The organism is Zavarzinia compransoris, assembly GCF_003173055.1.
Classification (GTDB): Bacteria; Pseudomonadota; Alphaproteobacteria; order Zavarziniales; family Zavarziniaceae; genus Zavarzinia; species Zavarzinia compransoris.
Genome location: NZ_QGLF01000002.1, coordinates 868,035 through 884,176 on the forward strand (window position 1 = coordinate 868,035; position 16,142 = coordinate 884,176).

General features: G+C 69.0%; 14 protein-coding genes. All 14 read right to left on the reverse strand.

Features of this window, described 5'->3' with window-relative positions; all coding sequences use genetic code 11:
* Positions 1 to 4: 4 nt before the first annotated feature.
* Positions 5 to 1,708 (reverse strand): family 2A encapsulin nanocompartment cargo protein cysteine desulfurase, encoded by a 1,704-nt coding sequence (locus DKG75_RS09935; RefSeq protein ID WP_243746467.1) that lies wholly within the window; start codon positions 1,706 to 1,708, stop codon positions 5 to 7.
* A gap of 103 nt (positions 1,709 to 1,811) precedes the next feature.
* Positions 1,812 to 2,753, reverse strand: coding sequence for a family 2A encapsulin nanocompartment shell protein (locus DKG75_RS09940; RefSeq protein ID WP_109920912.1), 942 nt, complete (start codon positions 2,751 to 2,753; stop codon positions 1,812 to 1,814).
* A 163-nt stretch (positions 2,754 to 2,916) separates the two neighbouring features.
* A complete protein-coding gene (gene cobA, locus DKG75_RS09945; protein WP_109920913.1) occupies positions 2,917 to 3,780 on the reverse strand; it encodes a uroporphyrinogen-III C-methyltransferase in 864 nt (287 codons plus the stop codon).
* Positions 3,752 to 6,400 carry a nitrate reductase gene (locus DKG75_RS09950; RefSeq protein ID WP_109920914.1) on the reverse strand — a complete coding sequence of 883 codons (2,649 nt, stop codon included), beginning with the start codon at positions 6,398 to 6,400 and terminating at the stop codon, positions 3,752 to 3,754. Before DKG75_RS09950 ends, cobA begins: the two co-directional genes overlap by 29 nt.
* Positions 6,400 to 6,732, reverse strand: a complete 333-nt coding sequence (gene nirD, locus DKG75_RS09955) for a nitrite reductase small subunit NirD (protein ID WP_109920915.1) — start codon at positions 6,730 to 6,732, stop codon at positions 6,400 to 6,402. The genes DKG75_RS09950 and nirD overlap by 1 nt, the downstream gene beginning before the upstream one ends.
* Positions 6,729 to 9,179, reverse strand: coding sequence for a nitrite reductase large subunit NirB (gene nirB / locus DKG75_RS09960; protein WP_109920916.1), 2,451 nt, complete (start codon positions 9,177 to 9,179; stop codon positions 6,729 to 6,731). Before nirB ends, nirD begins: the two co-directional genes overlap by 4 nt.
* Before the next feature lie 2 nt (positions 9,180 to 9,181).
* The gene (locus DKG75_RS09965) at positions 9,182 to 9,982 is read right to left on the reverse strand and encodes an ABC transporter ATP-binding protein (protein ID WP_109920917.1); all 801 of its coding nucleotides are present in this window, start codon (positions 9,980 to 9,982) and stop codon (positions 9,182 to 9,184) included.
* A gap of 11 nt (positions 9,983 to 9,993) precedes the next feature.
* Entirely contained in the window at positions 9,994 to 10,863 is an 870-nt protein-coding gene (gene ntrB, locus DKG75_RS09970; RefSeq protein ID WP_208111973.1) for a nitrate ABC transporter permease, read from the reverse strand.
* A gap of 17 nt (positions 10,864 to 10,880) precedes the next feature.
* Positions 10,881 to 12,167, reverse strand: a complete 1,287-nt coding sequence (locus tag DKG75_RS09975; RefSeq protein WP_109920918.1) for a CmpA/NrtA family ABC transporter substrate-binding protein — start codon at positions 12,165 to 12,167, stop codon at positions 10,881 to 10,883.
* 397 nt (positions 12,168 to 12,564) lie between these two features.
* Positions 12,565 to 13,821 (reverse strand): CmpA/NrtA family ABC transporter substrate-binding protein, encoded by a 1,257-nt coding sequence (locus DKG75_RS09980; RefSeq protein ID WP_109920919.1) that lies wholly within the window; start codon positions 13,819 to 13,821, stop codon positions 12,565 to 12,567.
* Positions 13,818 to 14,417, reverse strand: coding sequence for an ANTAR domain-containing response regulator (locus DKG75_RS09985; protein ID WP_109920920.1), 600 nt, complete (start codon positions 14,415 to 14,417; stop codon positions 13,818 to 13,820). Before DKG75_RS09985 ends, DKG75_RS09980 begins: the two co-directional genes overlap by 4 nt.
* A gap of 90 nt (positions 14,418 to 14,507) precedes the next feature.
* Positions 14,508 to 15,143, reverse strand: coding sequence for an EF-hand domain-containing protein (locus DKG75_RS09990; protein WP_133636817.1), 636 nt, complete (start codon positions 15,141 to 15,143; stop codon positions 14,508 to 14,510).
* Between the two features lie 88 nt (positions 15,144 to 15,231).
* The gene (locus DKG75_RS09995) at positions 15,232 to 15,792 is read right to left on the reverse strand and encodes a Spy/CpxP family protein refolding chaperone (RefSeq protein WP_109920922.1); all 561 of its coding nucleotides are present in this window, start codon (positions 15,790 to 15,792) and stop codon (positions 15,232 to 15,234) included.
* Between the two features lie 80 nt (positions 15,793 to 15,872).
* Positions 15,873 to 16,118, reverse strand: a complete 246-nt coding sequence (locus tag DKG75_RS10000; RefSeq protein WP_109920923.1) for a GlsB/YeaQ/YmgE family stress response membrane protein — start codon at positions 16,116 to 16,118, stop codon at positions 15,873 to 15,875.
* Positions 16,119 to 16,142: the final 24 nt, after the last annotated feature.

Genomic DNA, 16,142 nt, shown 5'->3' on the forward strand with positions numbered 1-16,142 from the left:
GACCTCAGCGCGAAAGACCGTGACCCCGGCCGCTTTGCAGGCGGCGCAGGACATCGACCAGGGCGTCGATATCCTCGAAGGTGTTGTAGAGGGCGAAGGACGGCCGCACCGTCGCCTCGACACCGAAGCGCCGCAGGATCGGCTGGGCGCAATGGTGCCCGGCGCGGACCGCGATGCCCTCGGATGCCAGCGCCTTGCCGACGTCCGCCGTGGCGCAGCCGTCGAGCACGAAGGACAGCACGCCCGCCTTCTCCCGCGCCGTGCCGATCAGGCGCAGGCCCGGGATCGAGAGCAGGGCCTCGGTGCCGTATTCGATCAGGGCGTGCTCGTGGGCGGCGACATTATGCATGCCGATCCCGGCCAGGTAATCGAGGGCGGCGCCAAGGCCGACCGCATCGGCGATATTGCCGGTGCCGGCCTCGAAGCGTTCCGGCGCATCCTGGAACACGGTGCGCTCGAAGGTGACGTCGGCGATCATATTGCCGCCGCCCTGCCAGGGCTGCATCGTCTCCAGCACGCCGGCCCGGCCGTAGACGGCGCCGATGCCGGTCGGGCCGAACACCTTGTGGCCCGAGAAGACGTAGAAATCGGCATCGAGCACCTGCACGTCGACCGGCATGTGCGAGACCGCCTGGGCGCCGTCGACGATGGTGGCGGCGCCGTAACGCCGGGCGATCGCGACCATTTCCCGGGCCGGCGTCACCGTGCCCAGCGCGTTCGAGACCTGGGTGATCGAGACGATTTTCGTCTTCGGGCCCAGCAGGCGCTGGAAGGCGTCGAGGCGGATCTGGCCGCTGTCGTCGACGGGGACGACGCGCAGGCGGGCGCCCTTTTCCGTCGCCAGCTGCTGCCAGGGCACGATATTGGCGTGATGTTCGAGATGGGTGACGACGATCTCGTCCCCCGGCCCGACATGCTGGCGGCCATAGGCTTGGGCCAGCAGGTTCAGCCCCTCGGTCGCGCCGCGGACGAAGATGATGTCCTTGGCGGAGGGCGCGTTCAGGAAGCGCCGCACCTTCTCGCGCGCCGCCTCATAGGCATCGGTGGCGCGGGCGGCGAGCGTATGTGCCGCGCGGTGGATGTTGGAATTCTCGTAAGCGTAGAAGTGCACCAGGCGGTCGATCACGGCCTGGGGCTTCTGCGTCGTCGCGGCATTGTCCAGCCAGATCAGGGGCTTGCCGTTGACGTTCTGGTGCAGGATGGGAAAGTCCCGGCGCGCCAGGGCGGGATCGAAGGGGCGCGGGCCGTCGGCGGCGGGCGGCACCAGTTCCGGCCGGTGCTGCACCGCGAGCGGGCCGAGGTCCAGCACCAGGGGCGCCGGCGCGTGGCGCGGCGGCGGCTCGGGTGCGGGGGTAACCGCAGGCGTATCGAGCCGCGGCACGAAGGCGAGGTGATCGCCGAGGTTCTGCAGGACCCGGGTCAGGTCGGGCGTGGCGAAGGCCGGGCCCTGGCCGAGACCGGGGATGGACGGCTGTGCGGCACCGGCCAGCGGCGGCAGCACGGCGGCGATGCCGGGGTTGCCGTTCGGCGTCAGGGGCGGCGTCGGCGCCGGCCCCGGGACATGGCCGAGCACGAGATCGGGCGAATAGGCGGGGGCCGAGGGCAGGGCGGCACCGGCGCCGGGCAGGCTTGCCGCCGCCGGCGTCCCGCCGGGCAGGGCGGTGAAGAACGCATTGGCCAATTGCTGGATCAAGCCTTCGTCCGGCACGGCGCTCGCGGCCGTATCCGCACCGGGGATGAGCCCGGCGCCAGGGGCGCCGGGAGGCGCACCGGGAATGATCCCGGCGCCGGGGGGGACAAGGCTGCTCGGATCAGGCGTAGTCATAATATTGGTCGACCTCGACGTGATCGAGAACGGCGAGCGCATCTTCGGTCAGGACCGCCAGCGAGCAGTAGAGCGAGATCAGATAGGAGGCGATGGCCTTCCTGTTGATGCCCATGAAGCGCACCGACAGGCTGGGCGCGACCTCGCCCGGCACGCCGGGCTGGAACAGGCCGACCACGCCCTGCTTCTTCTCGCCGGTGCGGATCAGCAGGATCTTGGAGGTCCCGGTCGCCTCGTCGATCGCCACCTTGTCGGAGGGGATCAGGGGCACGCCGCGCCAGGTGATGAAGGGGGTGCCAAACAGGGTGACGGTCGGCGGCGGCACGCCGCGGCGGGTGCATTCGCGGCCGAAGGCGGCGATGGCGCGCGGATGGGCGAGGAAGAAGCTCGGCTCCTTCCAGACCTTGGCCAGCAGGTCGTCGAGATCGTCCGGCGTCGGGCGGCCCTTGCGGGTGGTGATCCGCTGGCCGGGCGCGACATTGGCCAGCAGCCCGTATTCCGGGTTGTTGATCAATTCGCCTTCCTGGCGTTCCTTCACCTTTTCGATCAGCAGGCGAAGCTGTTCCTGGATCTGGTCGAAGGGTCGGCTGTAGAGGTCCGAGACGCGGGTCTGGACGTCCAGCACGGTGGTGACCGCGTTCAGGAAATATTCGCGCGGCCGGTCGTCGTAGTCGACGAAGGTTTCCGGCAGGTCCGGATCGCGGTCCTTGGGCGGGCTGCACTGGACGTCGGCGGTCGGGCCGTCCTCATGGTCGTCCTTCACCCGGTTCAGGCGGAAGATGCCGGCCTCGACCGGCGTCCATTGCAGCAGCGGCACCAGCCAGCGCGGGGTGATCCCGCCCCAATAGGCCCTGGTCTTCGTGGCATTGGCCAGTTGGCGCGCCGCGCCTTCCGCCAAAGTGCGGCGAATTTCTGTGTCTTCCGCCATTTAAACGGCATCTCCGGTGGTTGTTCGGATGAGAACGATCAAGTCTTCATCCGCCCGACTCCGGGGCGATGGCAATGTCTAACTCGATCGCCGGTGCCGCCGATCTGCGCTTTCCTCCACTATATTGGCGGTTGTGCGCTGTTGATTACCGGCATCCGGGCTTTTATCCGGAATAACGGATGTTTTGATTGAAATATTGGACGATCGGCGCCGCGTCCTCCGCCTTGCCCGCCGCTTGCAGGGCCGTGCCGATGGCGATCAGCAGCGGTTCCTCCAGCCCGAGGAGGCCGACGCCCGCCGGCAATTGCGCCAGGGGGCCGCGCCAGTGCCGCTCCGCCGCCCGGCCGAGGGCGCGGACTGCAACCGCCGGCGTTGCGGGGTCGAGGCCGCCGCCGACCAGCCGGGCGGCGAGGTCCGGCGCCGTGCGCCCGCCCATATAGATCACCAGCGTGGTCGCGGGATCGGCCAGGTTCCGCCAGTCCAGATCGTCGGGCAGGGTGCCGTGGCGCGAATGGCCGGTGATGAAGCGCACGGAACGGGCATGGTCCCGGTGGGTCAGCGACAGGCCGAGGCTGGCCGCCATGGCCAGGGCGGCGGTGATGCCGGGCACGACCTCGACCGCGATACCCTCGCGGCGCAGGCGTTCGATCTCTTCGCCGGCGCGGCCGAAAATCATGGGATCGCCGGACTTCAGGCGGACCACATGCTTGCCGGCGCGGGCGAACTGGACCATCAGGTCCTCGATATCGCCCTGCTTGCAGGAGGCGCGGCCGCCCCGCTTGCCGACCGCAAGGCAGCGCGCCTTGCGGTGCACGAAATCGAGGATGCCGTCGCCGATCAGGTCGTCGAACAGCACGACGTCGGCCGTGCCAAGGGCGCGCACGGCCTTCAGGGTCAGAAGCTCGGGATCGCCCGGCCCGGCGCCCACCAGGGTAACCCGGCCCGGCCCTTGCGGGCGCTTCGGGCGCGGGCCCTGGCCGCCGGTCAGGAGCTTTACTTCAACCGGCTTCCGCGGCTCTGCTGGCATCGATCAATCTCCCGATTTCCATGCGGCACGAGCCGCAATTGGTGCCCGCCTTCAGGCAGGCGCCCACCGCCTCGACGGTGCAGGCGCCGCCCCGGACCGCCGCGGCGATCTGGTTGACCCCGACCGAGAAGCAGGAACAGACGATGGCGCCCGGATCGGCCCCGCCCGCGCCGGCACGGCCGGCCAGCAGGCGCAGCCGCTCCGCCCCGTCCAGGGCCTGGCCGAGCTGGCCGATCAGCCAGCCCCGCGCCGTCTCCACCGGCTCGGCGGCCAGGAACAGGGCGGCGTCGAGGATGCCGTCGGCGAAGACGGCGAAGCGATGAATGCCGCGCGTTACATCGCGATAGGCGAGAACTTCCGCCCCGGCGGCGGGTGCGAGGACGGCGGCCAGCAGGGCCGCGGCATCGGCCGGCGCCTGCAAGGCCGCCAATTCCAGGCGGAAGCCGCCCGCCGCCGGGGCCAGCGCCCAATAGTCCAGGCCCTCGACCGCCGGCCGGCGCCGGCTGACCGCGAAACCATAGAGGCCGGCGGCGAAACGGGTAAGGGAAACCGGCGTGAACTTCGATTCCGGCTGGCCCGAGACCGGATCGACATGGGGCGCGACCAGGGCATCGATGCGCGACTGCGAGGCTTGCTGCCCGGTCCAATGGATCGGAGCGAAGACCGAGCCCGGGCGCTGGCGCGCCGTCACCAGCACCCGCAGCAAGGCGCGGCCCCGGTCGCTTTCGACCAGGGCCAGATCGGCGGCGGCCAGGCCCAGGTGGCGGGCATCCAGCGGGTTGATTTCGACGAAGGGTTCGGCGTAATGGCTGGTCAGGCGCGCGGTCTTGCCGGTCCGCGTCATGGTATGCCATTGGTCACGCACCCGGCCGGTATTGAGGATCAGGGGGCGGGCGCCGCCGGTCCGGCCGGCGGGGGCGCGATAGGGGGTGGCGACGAAGCGCGCCTTGCGGTCGGGCGTATAGAAGCGGCCGTCGGCGAAGAAGCGGGCGCGCGGGGCCTCGCCCGCCGGCTGCGGCCAGTGGAAGGGGGCGAGGGCGTCATAACCCGCCCGGTCGATCGCGGCATGGGCGCCGATGTCGAAATCGCGCGTGCCGTGATTGCCATGGGCGGAAAGGGCGGCATGTTCGCGGAAGACGCCGGCGGCATCCGGCCAGTCGAAGCCCGGAAAGCCCATGCGCGTCGCCACCTCGGCCAATTGGCGCCAGTCGTGCCGGGTCTCGCCCGGCGGGGGCAGGAAGGGGCGCTGGCGCGAGATGCGCCGTTCCGAATTGGTCACGGTGCCGTCCTTCTCGCCCCAGGCGGTCGAGGGCAGCAGGACATGGGCGTAACGGCTGGTGTCCGTCGCCTGCACGACGTCGGACACGACGACGAAGGGGCAGCGGGCCAGCGCCGCGGTCACCCGGTCGGCATCCGGCAGGCTGGCGGCCGGGTTGGTCGCCATGATCCAGAGCGCTTTCACCCGGCCGTCGTGAACCGCCTCGAACAGGTCGACGGCCTTCAGGCCGGGCTGCGTCGGCATTTGCGGCGATTGCCAGAAATCCTGCACCAGGGCGCGGTGGGCGGGATCGCCGATCTCGAGATGGGCGGCAAGCTGGTTGGCCAGGCCGCCGACCTCGCGCCCGCCCATGGCGTTCGGCTGGCCCGTGACCGAGAAGGGCCCCATGCCGGGCCGGCCGATGCGGCCGGTCAGCAGATGGGCGTTGATGATGGCATTGACCTTGTCGGTCCCGGCGCTCGACTGGTTCACGCCCTGGGAATAGACCGTGACCACCCGTTCGGTTTCGGCGAACAGGCGGTAGAACTGCTCGATCTCCCCCCGGCCGAGGCCGGTGACGCGGGCGACCGCGCCGATATCGAAGGCGGCCGCCGCGGCCAGCGCGGCGTCGAGACCGCTGGTGTGGCGGGCGATGAAAGCCGCATCGCCCCGGCCCGCCGCGGCCAGGCGGCGCAGGAGGCCGGCGAACAGGGCGACGTCGCTGCCCGGTGCGAGGCCGAGGTGCAGGTCGGCCAGTTCGCTGGTCGCGGTGCGGCGGGGGTCGATGGTAACGACCCGCATCCCGGGCCGCGCCGCCTTGGCCGCGGCCAGGCGCTGGAACAGCACCGGGTGGCACCAGGCGAGGTTCGAGCCGGTCAGCACCACGAGATCGGTCTGTTCCAGGTCTTCATAGGTGCCGGGCACCGTATCCGTGCCGAAGGCGCGCTTGTGCCCGGCGACGGAGGAGGACATGCACAGCCGGCTGTTGGTATCGATGTTGGCGGCGCCGATAAAGCCCTTCATCAGCTTGTTGGCGACGTAATAATCCTCGGTCAGGATCTGGCCCGAGACGTAGAAGGCGACCGCTTCCGGCCCATGGTCGCGGATGGTGTCGGCGAAGGTGCGGGCGACCTCGGCCAGGGCACGATCCCAGGTCGCCCGCACGCCCCGGACGACCGGGTGCAGCAGCCGGTCGTCGAGGGACAGGGTCTCGCCCAGGGCGGAACCCTTGGAACAGAGCCGGCCGAAATTGGCCGGATGATCCGGATCGCCGGCGATCGCGGCACCGCCCGCACCATCCGCCCGGGCGAGCACGCCGCAGCCGACGCCGCAATAGGGGCAGGTGGTGCGGACCGCGGTCATTACGGCAGCGCCGGGTAACGCAGCTGGATACGGCCGTTCTCCAGCCGCACCGGGATCGCGTGGGCGCAGCCCTCGTCCGGGCCGCGGGCGCGGCCGCTGTCGAGGTCGATCACCCAATTGTGCAGGGGGCAGGTGACGCCGTGATCATGGACGATGCCCTGGCTCAAGGGCCCGCCCTTGTGCGGGCATTGGTCGCGCAGCGCGAAGATGCGGTCGTCCGCCGTGCGGAAGACGGCGATGTCGCCGCCCGCCGCCCGCACCACCCGCGCGCCGCGCGGCGGAATGTCGTCCAGGCTGCCGATGTCCAGCCAATGGTCGGTGAAGGCGTTCATTCGGCGGCCTCGCGCGGCTGGAAATGGGCCATGGGGCGGAATTCATGGGCATCGAGCCCGGCCACCCGTTCCGCCCAGGGGTCGACCTGGGCGAAGCGCTGGGCATGGCGGAAGCGGGCGGCGAAGGCGGCGCGCTTCTCCCGGTCGTCGATCACCTGGGCGCGGATCGTGTCGGTGCCGACGCGCTTCGCCCATTTGTAGATCCGCTCCAGGTAACGCGCCTGTTCGCGGTAGACCTGGGTCAGGGCGAGGATGATCTCCATCGCCTCGTCCTCGGTATCGGCATGGCCGAGCACTTCGGTGCCCTTGATGTCCAGGCCGGCGGCGCCGGCGAAATGGATGTCGTAACCGGAATCGATGCAGATCACGCCGATATCCTTGCAGGTCGCCTCGGCGCAATTGCGCGGGCAGCCGGAAACGCCGAGCTTCACTTTGGCCGGCGTCCAGGCGCCCCACATGGTCTTTTCGAGCTTGATGCCGAGGCCGGTCGAATCCTGGGTGCCGAAGCGGCACCATTCCGAACCGACGCAGGTCTTCACCGTGCGCAGCGCCTTGCCGTAGGCGTGGCCGGAAACCATGCCGGCGGCATTGAGATCGGCCCAGACCGCCGGCAGGTCGTCCTTGCGGACGCCGAGCAGGTCGATGCGCTGGCCGCCGGTGACCTTGACCGTGGGAATGGCGAATTTGTCGACGACATCGGCGAGGGCGCGCAATTCGGCGGCGGAGGTGACGCCGCCCCACATGCGCGGTACCACGGAATAGGTGCCGTCCTTCTGGATATTGGCGTGCACGCGCTCGTTGATGAAACGCGACTGGTTGTCGTCCGCGTATTCGCCCGGCCAGGCGCAGAGCAGGTAGTAGTTCAGCGCCGGCCGGCATTTGGCGCAGCCGCAGGACGTCTTCCATTCCAGTTCCTGCATGACCGCCGGCACCGACTTCAAGCCCTTGGCCAGGATCAGGCGGCGGACGTCGTCATGGCCGAGCTCGGTGCAGGAACAGACCGGCTGCACCGTCTTCCGGGCGAAACCGTCGCCCAGCGTCAATTGCATCAATTGTTCGACCAGGCCGGTGCACGAACCGCAGGAGGCGGAAGCCTTGGTATGGGCCCGGACCTCGTCGAGGCTGGTCAGGCCTTTGTCGACGATGGCGCCGGTGATCTTGCCCTTGCAGACGCCGTTGCAGCCGCAGATCTCCGCCTCATCCGGCAAGGCTGCAACGGCCGCCATAGGGTCCAGCGCGGCCCCCCCGGCGAAGGAACGGCCGAAGATCAGGGTGTCGCGCATCTCGGCGATCGGGGTGGCGTTGCGCAGCAGGTCGAAGAACCAGCCGCCGTCCGCCGTCTCGCCATACATGACGGCGCCGATCAGGCGGTCGTCCTTGATGACGAGGCGCTTGTAGATGCCGCGGGCGGCATCGCGCAGCACGATATCCTCGCGGCCCTCGCCCTCGGCGAAATCGCCGGCGGAAAAGAGGTCGACCCCGGTTACCTTCAGCTTGGTCGAGGTGACGGAACCTTCGTAAGCGGCGGAAGCATCGCCCGCCAGTTGAGCGGCCAATACGCGGGCCATGTCGAACAGGGGCGCGACGAGGCCGTAGCATTGCCCCCGGTGTTCCACGCATTCGCCGACGGCGAAGACCGCGGGATCGTCGGTGCGCAGGTGATCGTCGACCATGAGGCCGCGGTTGACCGCAAGGCCGGCGGCCTTGGCCAGCGCCGCGTTCGGCCGGATGCCCACCGCCATGACGACGATGCGGGCGGGAATTTCCGTGCCGTCGTCGAGGCGGACGCCGGTGACCCGGTCCTCGCCCAGGATCGAATGGGTATTGGCGCGGCAGATCACGCGGATGCCCCGCGCCTCCATCGCCTGCTGCAACAGATAGCCGGCGGCGACGTCGAGCTGGCGTTCCATCAGGGTCGGCATCAGGTGCAGCACGGTGACGTCCATGCCGCGCATCTTCAGGCCGGCGGCGGCTTCGAGGCCGAGCAGGCCGCCGCCGATGACGACGGCGCTGCCGCCCTGTTCCGCCGCGGCCAGCATGGCGTCGACATCGTCGAGATCGCGATAGGCGACGACGCCGGGCAGCCGGTGGCCGGGCACCGGCACGATGAAGGGCGACGAGCCGGTGGCGATCACCAGCGCATCGTAAGGCGTGACGTTTCCATCCCTTGCCGTCACGGTCTTTGCCGCGCGGTCGACGGCGGTGATTTCCCCGCCCTTGACCAGGGTGATGCCCCGGGTTTCATACCATTGGTCGTCATGGGTGACGATCTGCTCGAAGGTCTTCTCCCCCGACAGCACGGGGGACAGCAGGATGCGGTTGTAATTCACCCTGGGCTCGGCGCCGAAGACCGTGATTTCATGGGCGCCGGGCGCCAGTTCGGTCAGATGTTCCAGCATCCGCCCGGCGGCCATGCCGTTGCCGATGACGACGAGGCGTCTGGTCATGATCACGCGGCCTCCGGCTTGTTCAGGGCATGGCGGGCGTAGAGGAATTCCATGACCGCGGTCCGTGCCTTCACATAGGTCGGGTTGTCGGCCAGGGTCAGGCGGTTGCGCGGCCGCGGCAGGGTGACGGGAAGGATTTCGCCGATGGTGGCGGCGGGGCCGTTGGTCATCATCACGATCCGGTCCGAGAGCAGGACAGCCTCGTCCACGTCATGGGTGATCATGATCACCGTATTGCCGAGGCGGGCCTGGATTTCCATCACCTTGTCCTGCAACTGGGCGCGGGTCAGGGCATCGAGGGCGCCGAAGGGTTCGTCCAGCAGCAACACTTTCGGTTCCATGGAGAGCGCGCGGGCGATGCCGACGCGCTGCTTCATGCCACCCGAGATTTCATGGGGCCGGCGCTCGACCGCATGGGACATGCCGACCAGGGCCAGATTGTGCAGGACCCAGTCGTGGCGCTCGGCCCGGCTCTTGGTCTTGCCGTGGACCTTGTCGACAGCGAGCTTCACATTGTCGTAGACGCTCAGCCAGGGCAGCAGGGAATGGTTCTGGAAGACGACGGCGCGGTCGGGCCCGGGGGTGGAAACCTCGCGGTCTTCCAGCAGGATGGCGCCGGTGGTGGTTTCCAGCAGGCCGGCGACCAGGTTCAGCAGGGTCGACTTGCCGCAGCCCGAATGGCCGATGATCGAGATGAACTCGCCCTGCGCGACCTTGAGGTTGACGTCGCGGAGCGCGACGAAGGGCCCGCGCTCGGTGTCGAACTGCACGCCGACCTGTTCGATCGAAAGATAGCCGCTCATGATCCCCTCCCTCAACGCTGGCCGAAGCTGCCGCCGAGCCGGTTGCCGAGGGCACCGATCAGGCGGTCCAGGATGAAGCCGACGAGACCGACGGCGACCAGGGCGACGATGATTTCGCTGATCAGCGAGGAATTCCACGCATCCCAGATGAAGAAGCCGATGCCGACCCCGCCGATCAGCATCTCGGCGGCGACGATGGCCAGCCACGACAGGCCGATGCCGATGCGCAGCCCGGTGAACATGAAGGGCACGGTCGCCGGCAGCATGATCTTGAAGAAGAATTCCGGCCCCGACAGGCGCAGCACCCGGGCGACGTTGCGGTAATCCTGCGGGATGTTGCGGATGCCAACCGCCGTGTTCAGGATGATCGGCCAGATCGAGGTGATGGCGATGACGAAGATGGCGGACGGATTGGCCGCCTGGAACGCCGCCAGCGACAGCGGCAGCCAGGCCAGCGGCGGCACCGTGCGCAGGACCTGGAAGATCGGGTCGAGGCCGCGGAAGGCGAGGCTCGACTGGCCGATGAGAACGCCCAGCAGCACGCCGAGGACGGCCGAGATGGTGAAACCCTGGGCGACCCGCGACAGGCTGGCGGTGATCTGCCAGAACAGGCCCTTGTCGGTGCCGCCGTTGTCGAAGAAGGGATCGGAGATCAGGTCCCAGGTCTCGGCCACCACCTGGCTCGGGGCCGGCAGGGGCGCGTGGCCGCCCCGGCAGGTCAATTCCCAGATGCCGAGCAGCAGCGCCAGCATGACGAGGGGCGGCAGGATGCGCGCCGCCTGGCGCCGGATCATCCGGCGCAGGGCGGCCGCATCGGGCAGGGGACGGCGCGCGGGCGCCGCATCCATGGTCTTCGGCAAAGGCTCGGTCTGGGCGGTCATCTTGGTCCCTTACGCGGTTACACGGCCTTGATGGCGAGGCTGGCGAGATAGGCCGAGGGGTTCTCGGGGTCGAAGCTCTTGCCGTCGAAGAAAGTCTCGATGCCGCGCGACATCGGCGGCAGCTCGGTCACGCCCAGGGTCTTCGCCGCATCGAGCCAGAGATCGGCGCGGTTCACCTTGGCGACGGTCGCCTTCAGGTCGAGATCGGCCGGCTGGTAACCCCAGCGGATATTCTCGGTCAGGAACCAGAGGTCATGGCTGGGGAAGGGGAAGGAAGCGTGATCCGCCCAATACTTCATGATGTGCGGGGTGTTTTCCACCACCCGGCCGTCGCCATAGTCGATATGGCCCTGGGTGCGGCCCAGGATGTCTTCGACGGGCACCTTGAAGTAATCGCGGCCGCCGATGATCTTGCACATTTCTTCCTTGTTATCCGCCACATCGCACCACTGCGCCGCTTCCTGCACGGCCATCAGCAGGGCCTTGGCCGCCCTGGGGTTGGCATCCACCCAGTCGGCGCGCATGGTGAAGGCCTTTTCCGGGTGGTTGGCCCAGAATTCGCCGGTGGTGAGCGCGGTGAAGCCGATGCCCTGGCGCACCAATTGGGCATTCCAGGGCTCGCCCACGCAGAAGGCTTCCATGGTGTTGACCTTCATGTTCGCCACCATCTGGGGCGGCGGCACGACGATGGTCGAGACATCCTTGTTCGGATCGATGCCGTTGGCCGCCAGCCAGTAGCGCATCCAGAGATCGTGGGTGCCGCCGGGGAAGGTAACCGCGCATTTCACATCCTTGCCTTCGGCCCTGGCCTTGGCGAAGGCGGCTTTCAGGGCCGTGGCGTCGGTGGTCACGCCGAGGCCCTTGTAGGCGCCGGCGACCGAGATGCACTGGCCATTGAGATTGAGGCGGGAGAGCAAATACATGGGCACCGGCGCATTGCCTTTGGTGATCTTGCCGGTGGACATCTGGTAGGGCATGGGGCTGAGGATATGGGCGCCGTCGATCCCGCCCCCGGCCGAGCCGAGTTCCAGGTTGTCGCGGGTCGCACCCCAGGACGCCTGCTTCTGCACCGCGACCTCGGTCATGCCGTATTTGGCGAAGAAGCCCTTTTCCTGCGCGATGATCAGGGGCGCGCTGTCGGTCAGGGCGATGAAGCCGAGGATCGCCTTCGGCGTCTCGGGGCCCGCGCTCTCGGCGAAGACGCCGGCGGGAAAGGCGCTGTTGACGGCGCCGAACAGCGCAGTGGTCGCGCCGGCCTTCAGGATGCCGCGGCGGGTGATGCCTTTGGCGTTGGTCGTCTTCACCTGATGTCTCCCCTCATGCCCGAAACAAACGAAAAAAGCCGCGCGACAGGACCTCGGGCCCGTAAGCCCTGGTACTGTCGGCGGCGTTGCCGGTGGGCCCAGCCATGGACCCGGAATTGGAATGTCGCGGCCTTGCGGGCCGTTTCCGGCCAGCGCCCCGCCATCGGGGCTGCTGTAACCGGGGCCGGCGCATCATCGCTGATGCTGCCGGCGACGGGACCGTCGTTGGCCCCGCTCATAGCATTGCAGGGACCGTGCCAATTTTCGGCGGCCCTGTGTTTTCCTTGAGAATCAATCGGCTAAGCGGATCGGGGGCGGCGAGGCCGGGGGCGGGCCTGACGCGGAATGCGTCAGGTCCTGTTCAAATATTGTGCATTGCGGCGCAAAATGCGGCGGCTCAATCGTCCAGCGGGCCCGGGCCCCGGATGTCGAAACTGTTCACGTAATCGCCGATCAGGTCGGGATCGAAGACCTTGCCGTCGAAGAACCCGTCGGGTCCGAGGAACAGCCGGCCGTTGGCGGTGGCGACCGGGGTTTCCATGGTCAGCGTGCCCTCGATCTTGGCGCTGGCGTTGGGCAGGGCGACGCCGAGCGGGCCGAGCGCGCGGCGGTAGAGATCGGGGCGCAGCGACTGGCGCACGGTTTCCAGGGTCGCCGGCGTCAGCTCCGCCTGGCCCCAGCGCACCATCTGGCTGAAGAACCAGAGACCGTGGGAGACCCAGGGGAAGGTCGCCGCCCGCTTGGCGAAATAGCGGAAATCCTGCACCGGCTGCGGCTGGCCGGCGCCGAGCGTGATGCGCCCGGTCAGGCCCGCCATCATGGTCGAGGGGGCGACGTCGAGATAGCGCGACGAGGACAGAAGCTCGACCAGTTCCGGCGCATTCCTCGGCGCATCGCACCAGAGCGAGGCGCGGTGCATGGCGCGCAGCAGGGCGGCCAGGGCCTCGGGGTTGCGCTCCGCCCAGTCGGCGCGGGCGCCCAGCACTTTCTCAGGGCTCGACTTCCAGATCGCCGAGGTCGTGGTGACGATATGGCCGACGCCGGCGACGACCGAGGCGCTGTTCCAGGGCTCGCCCACGCAATAGCCGTCGATATGCCCGCCGGCCAAGGCATCGGCCATATAGGGCGGCGGCACCACGGTCAGGCCGACGTCGGTGCGCGGATCGATGCCGCAGGCGGCCAGCCAGTAGCGGAGATAATAGTTATGGCTGGAGAAGGGGTGGACCACGGCGAAGGTCAGCTTGGGCAGGCCCTTGGCCTTCCGTTCGGCGACCACCGCGCGGAGCGCGTCGCCCATGGCCTTCGGATCGCCGCCGTTGTCGGCGCCGGCGACACTCATGCCGTACCAGACCGCGTTGGAGACGGTGACCGCATTGCCGCCGAGGCCGAGGCACATGGGCGTGATCACCGCGCCGCCGAAGGGCGTCAGCCCGAGGGAGGCGGCGATCGGCATGGGCGCCAGCATATGGGCGACGTCGAAATGGCCGAGCGCCACCCGGTCGCGGATATTGGCCCAGGAGAATTCCTGCACGAGGGTGAGGTCGATGCCTTCCTCCTCGGCGAAACCCTTGATGCGGGCGATGATCAGGATCGCGGCGTCGAGCAGGGGGATGAAGCCGGCGCGGATGGTTACGGTGGGGCTGGTTGCGGTCATGGCTTCCCTCCCGACAGCAGGTCGGCGGCGGTCAAAACGCTTTGGGCGACATCGGCGATGCGGCGGTTCTCGTTCATGGCGGTGCGGCGCAGCAGGGCGTGGGCGTCTTCCTCGCCGATGCCGCGCAGGCGCATCAGGATGCCCTTGGCCCGGTCGATCACCTTGCGCTCCTCGAGGGCGCGCTTGGTGCGGTCCAATTCCTCGCGCATGCGGGAGAAGGCGTTGAAGCGGCTGATGGCGGTGTCGAGGATCGGCTTCAGCCGCTCCTTCTTCAGGCCGTCGACGATATAGGCGGATACGCCGGCATCGACCGCGGCCTCGATCATGGCGCGGTCGGAGCGGTCGACGAACATGGCGATCGGCCGGCTGATCGCGCGGCTGACCTGGAACATGTGCTCGAGCACGTCGCGATTGGGGTTTTCGAGATCGATGAAGACGACGTCCGGGTCGGCCTCGACGATGGCGCGGACCGAGGGGCGCGAGTCGGCGATGATGCTGACGCGGGAATAGCCGGCCTCGCGCAGGCCCTCCTCGATCACGGACGCGCGGATGCGGTTGTCGTCGATGACCAGGATGCGGATGTCGGCTTCACTCATCGCGCCGGAAAGACTCCCTCGGACCGCAGGGTTTCGCGCAGCATGGAACGGTTGCGCTGCGTCGCGCAACCGTCATGCGGCACTGCGGCGTCAGTCTTTCGGGCAGTAGTCTTCCAGTTCGCCCGGGTCGAGGTCGCCGTCGCGGTTGCCGTCGAGGCGGGCGAAGCGTTCCTTCACCTTGGCCGCCAGTTCTTCGCGCGCGACCCGGAAGTCGAGATTGGCGTCCGCCGCCATCACCGGATCGGGCTGGCCGCGCCGCTCGATCCGGCGGGTCGGGCCGGGGTCGCCGGCGGTGCGTTGCTTGCGGTCGCCGCCGTCCTCGCCGCGGTTGCTGCGGGCGAAGGCCTGGTCGGCATAGGCGCCGGGGGCGATGCGCTCGCGATAGGCTTCAAGCTCGATCGCGGTCAGGAAGCCGTCCTTGCCGGTATCGACGGCGGTGAAGAAATCATCCGTATCCGCCAGCACCTCGGCCAGGTCCAGGCGGCCGTCGCGGTTGCGGTCGGCCTGCTGGCGCCAGGCGGTCAGCAGGGGGGCGCAGTCGGTCTCGCCCCTCGTGTTCAGCAGGCGGCCGCCCGGCGCCGTCACCGGGGCGGCGGGGGGCGGGCCGCGGTCGGCGGCGCGCATGCCGGGGGGCGGGCCGCGCCGGTCCGGCGTATCGTCCATCCCGGCACAGGCGGAGACGGACAGGGCGAGGAGAAGCAACAGGGGGCGGATAGGCTTTGGCATGATGTTCCGCTCGTCGGCCGGGGTCCTGCAACGGGGCAGGCCCCGGCATCGCTGCCGGGGCCCGGGTCTTGTCTGTCCGGTCCGCTGATCAAGGGGTCTGGGGCTTCGGGGGCTCCCGCCCTTCGGGACCGTGACGACCATCGCGCTCGAATCGGGCTTTCCTGGGGCCGCCGTCGCGCGGGCCCGGGCGATCCAGGATTTCGCGCTGCTTCTCGGTCAGGGCGCCGTAGAGCTTTTCGAGCACGGGCTGTTCGGCCTTGGCGGCGGCCGCCTCGGCTTCGAGGCGCTGCAGGCGGCGCTGGCCGCGGTCGACGGCGGTCGGGCGTTTCACATCCTCGGCCTTGGCCGGGACGGCGGCGAGGCAGGCGTCGCGCTGGGCCGTGTCACCCTTGGCGACCTGATCGGCATAGGCGCGCCACAGCGGCTTCTGCGCGTCGGTCAGGTCCAGGCGGGCTTCGACAAAGGAGAGGCGGGCGGCGTCGCGGGCGAAACGGTCGCGGCAGTGATCGGCCATGCGTTCCGGCGTCAGTTCGGCCGCGGGGCCCCGCCGGCCGCCATGGTCGGGCTTCGCCAGCGCCGCGCCGGCGCCGAGGGCGGTGGTGCCGAGCAGGGCGATCAGGCCAAGGCCGGCGATCATGCGTTTCTTCATCGGGGTTTTCCTTCGTGTCGGGTCGGTGTTGCGTCCCAGCACAGCAGAAACGGCGGGCCGCCCCGTTTCCTGCGCGGGGATCAGCGGGCGATCCGCCAGACCACGAGGAAGATGACGGCGCCGAGAACGGCGATACCGATCGAGCGGGCGTCCAGCGCATTGGCCGAGCCCCAGCCGATCCGCGTGCCGATGAAGCCGCCGATGAAGGCGCCGACGATGCCGATCACGGTGGTCCAGATCAGGCCGCCGCCATCCGGCCCCGGCACCAGGAACTTTGCGATCAGCCCCGAGATGAGGCCGAGCACGATCCAGGACAGCCAACCCATGGTCCAGTCTCCTCTGATGGTTCG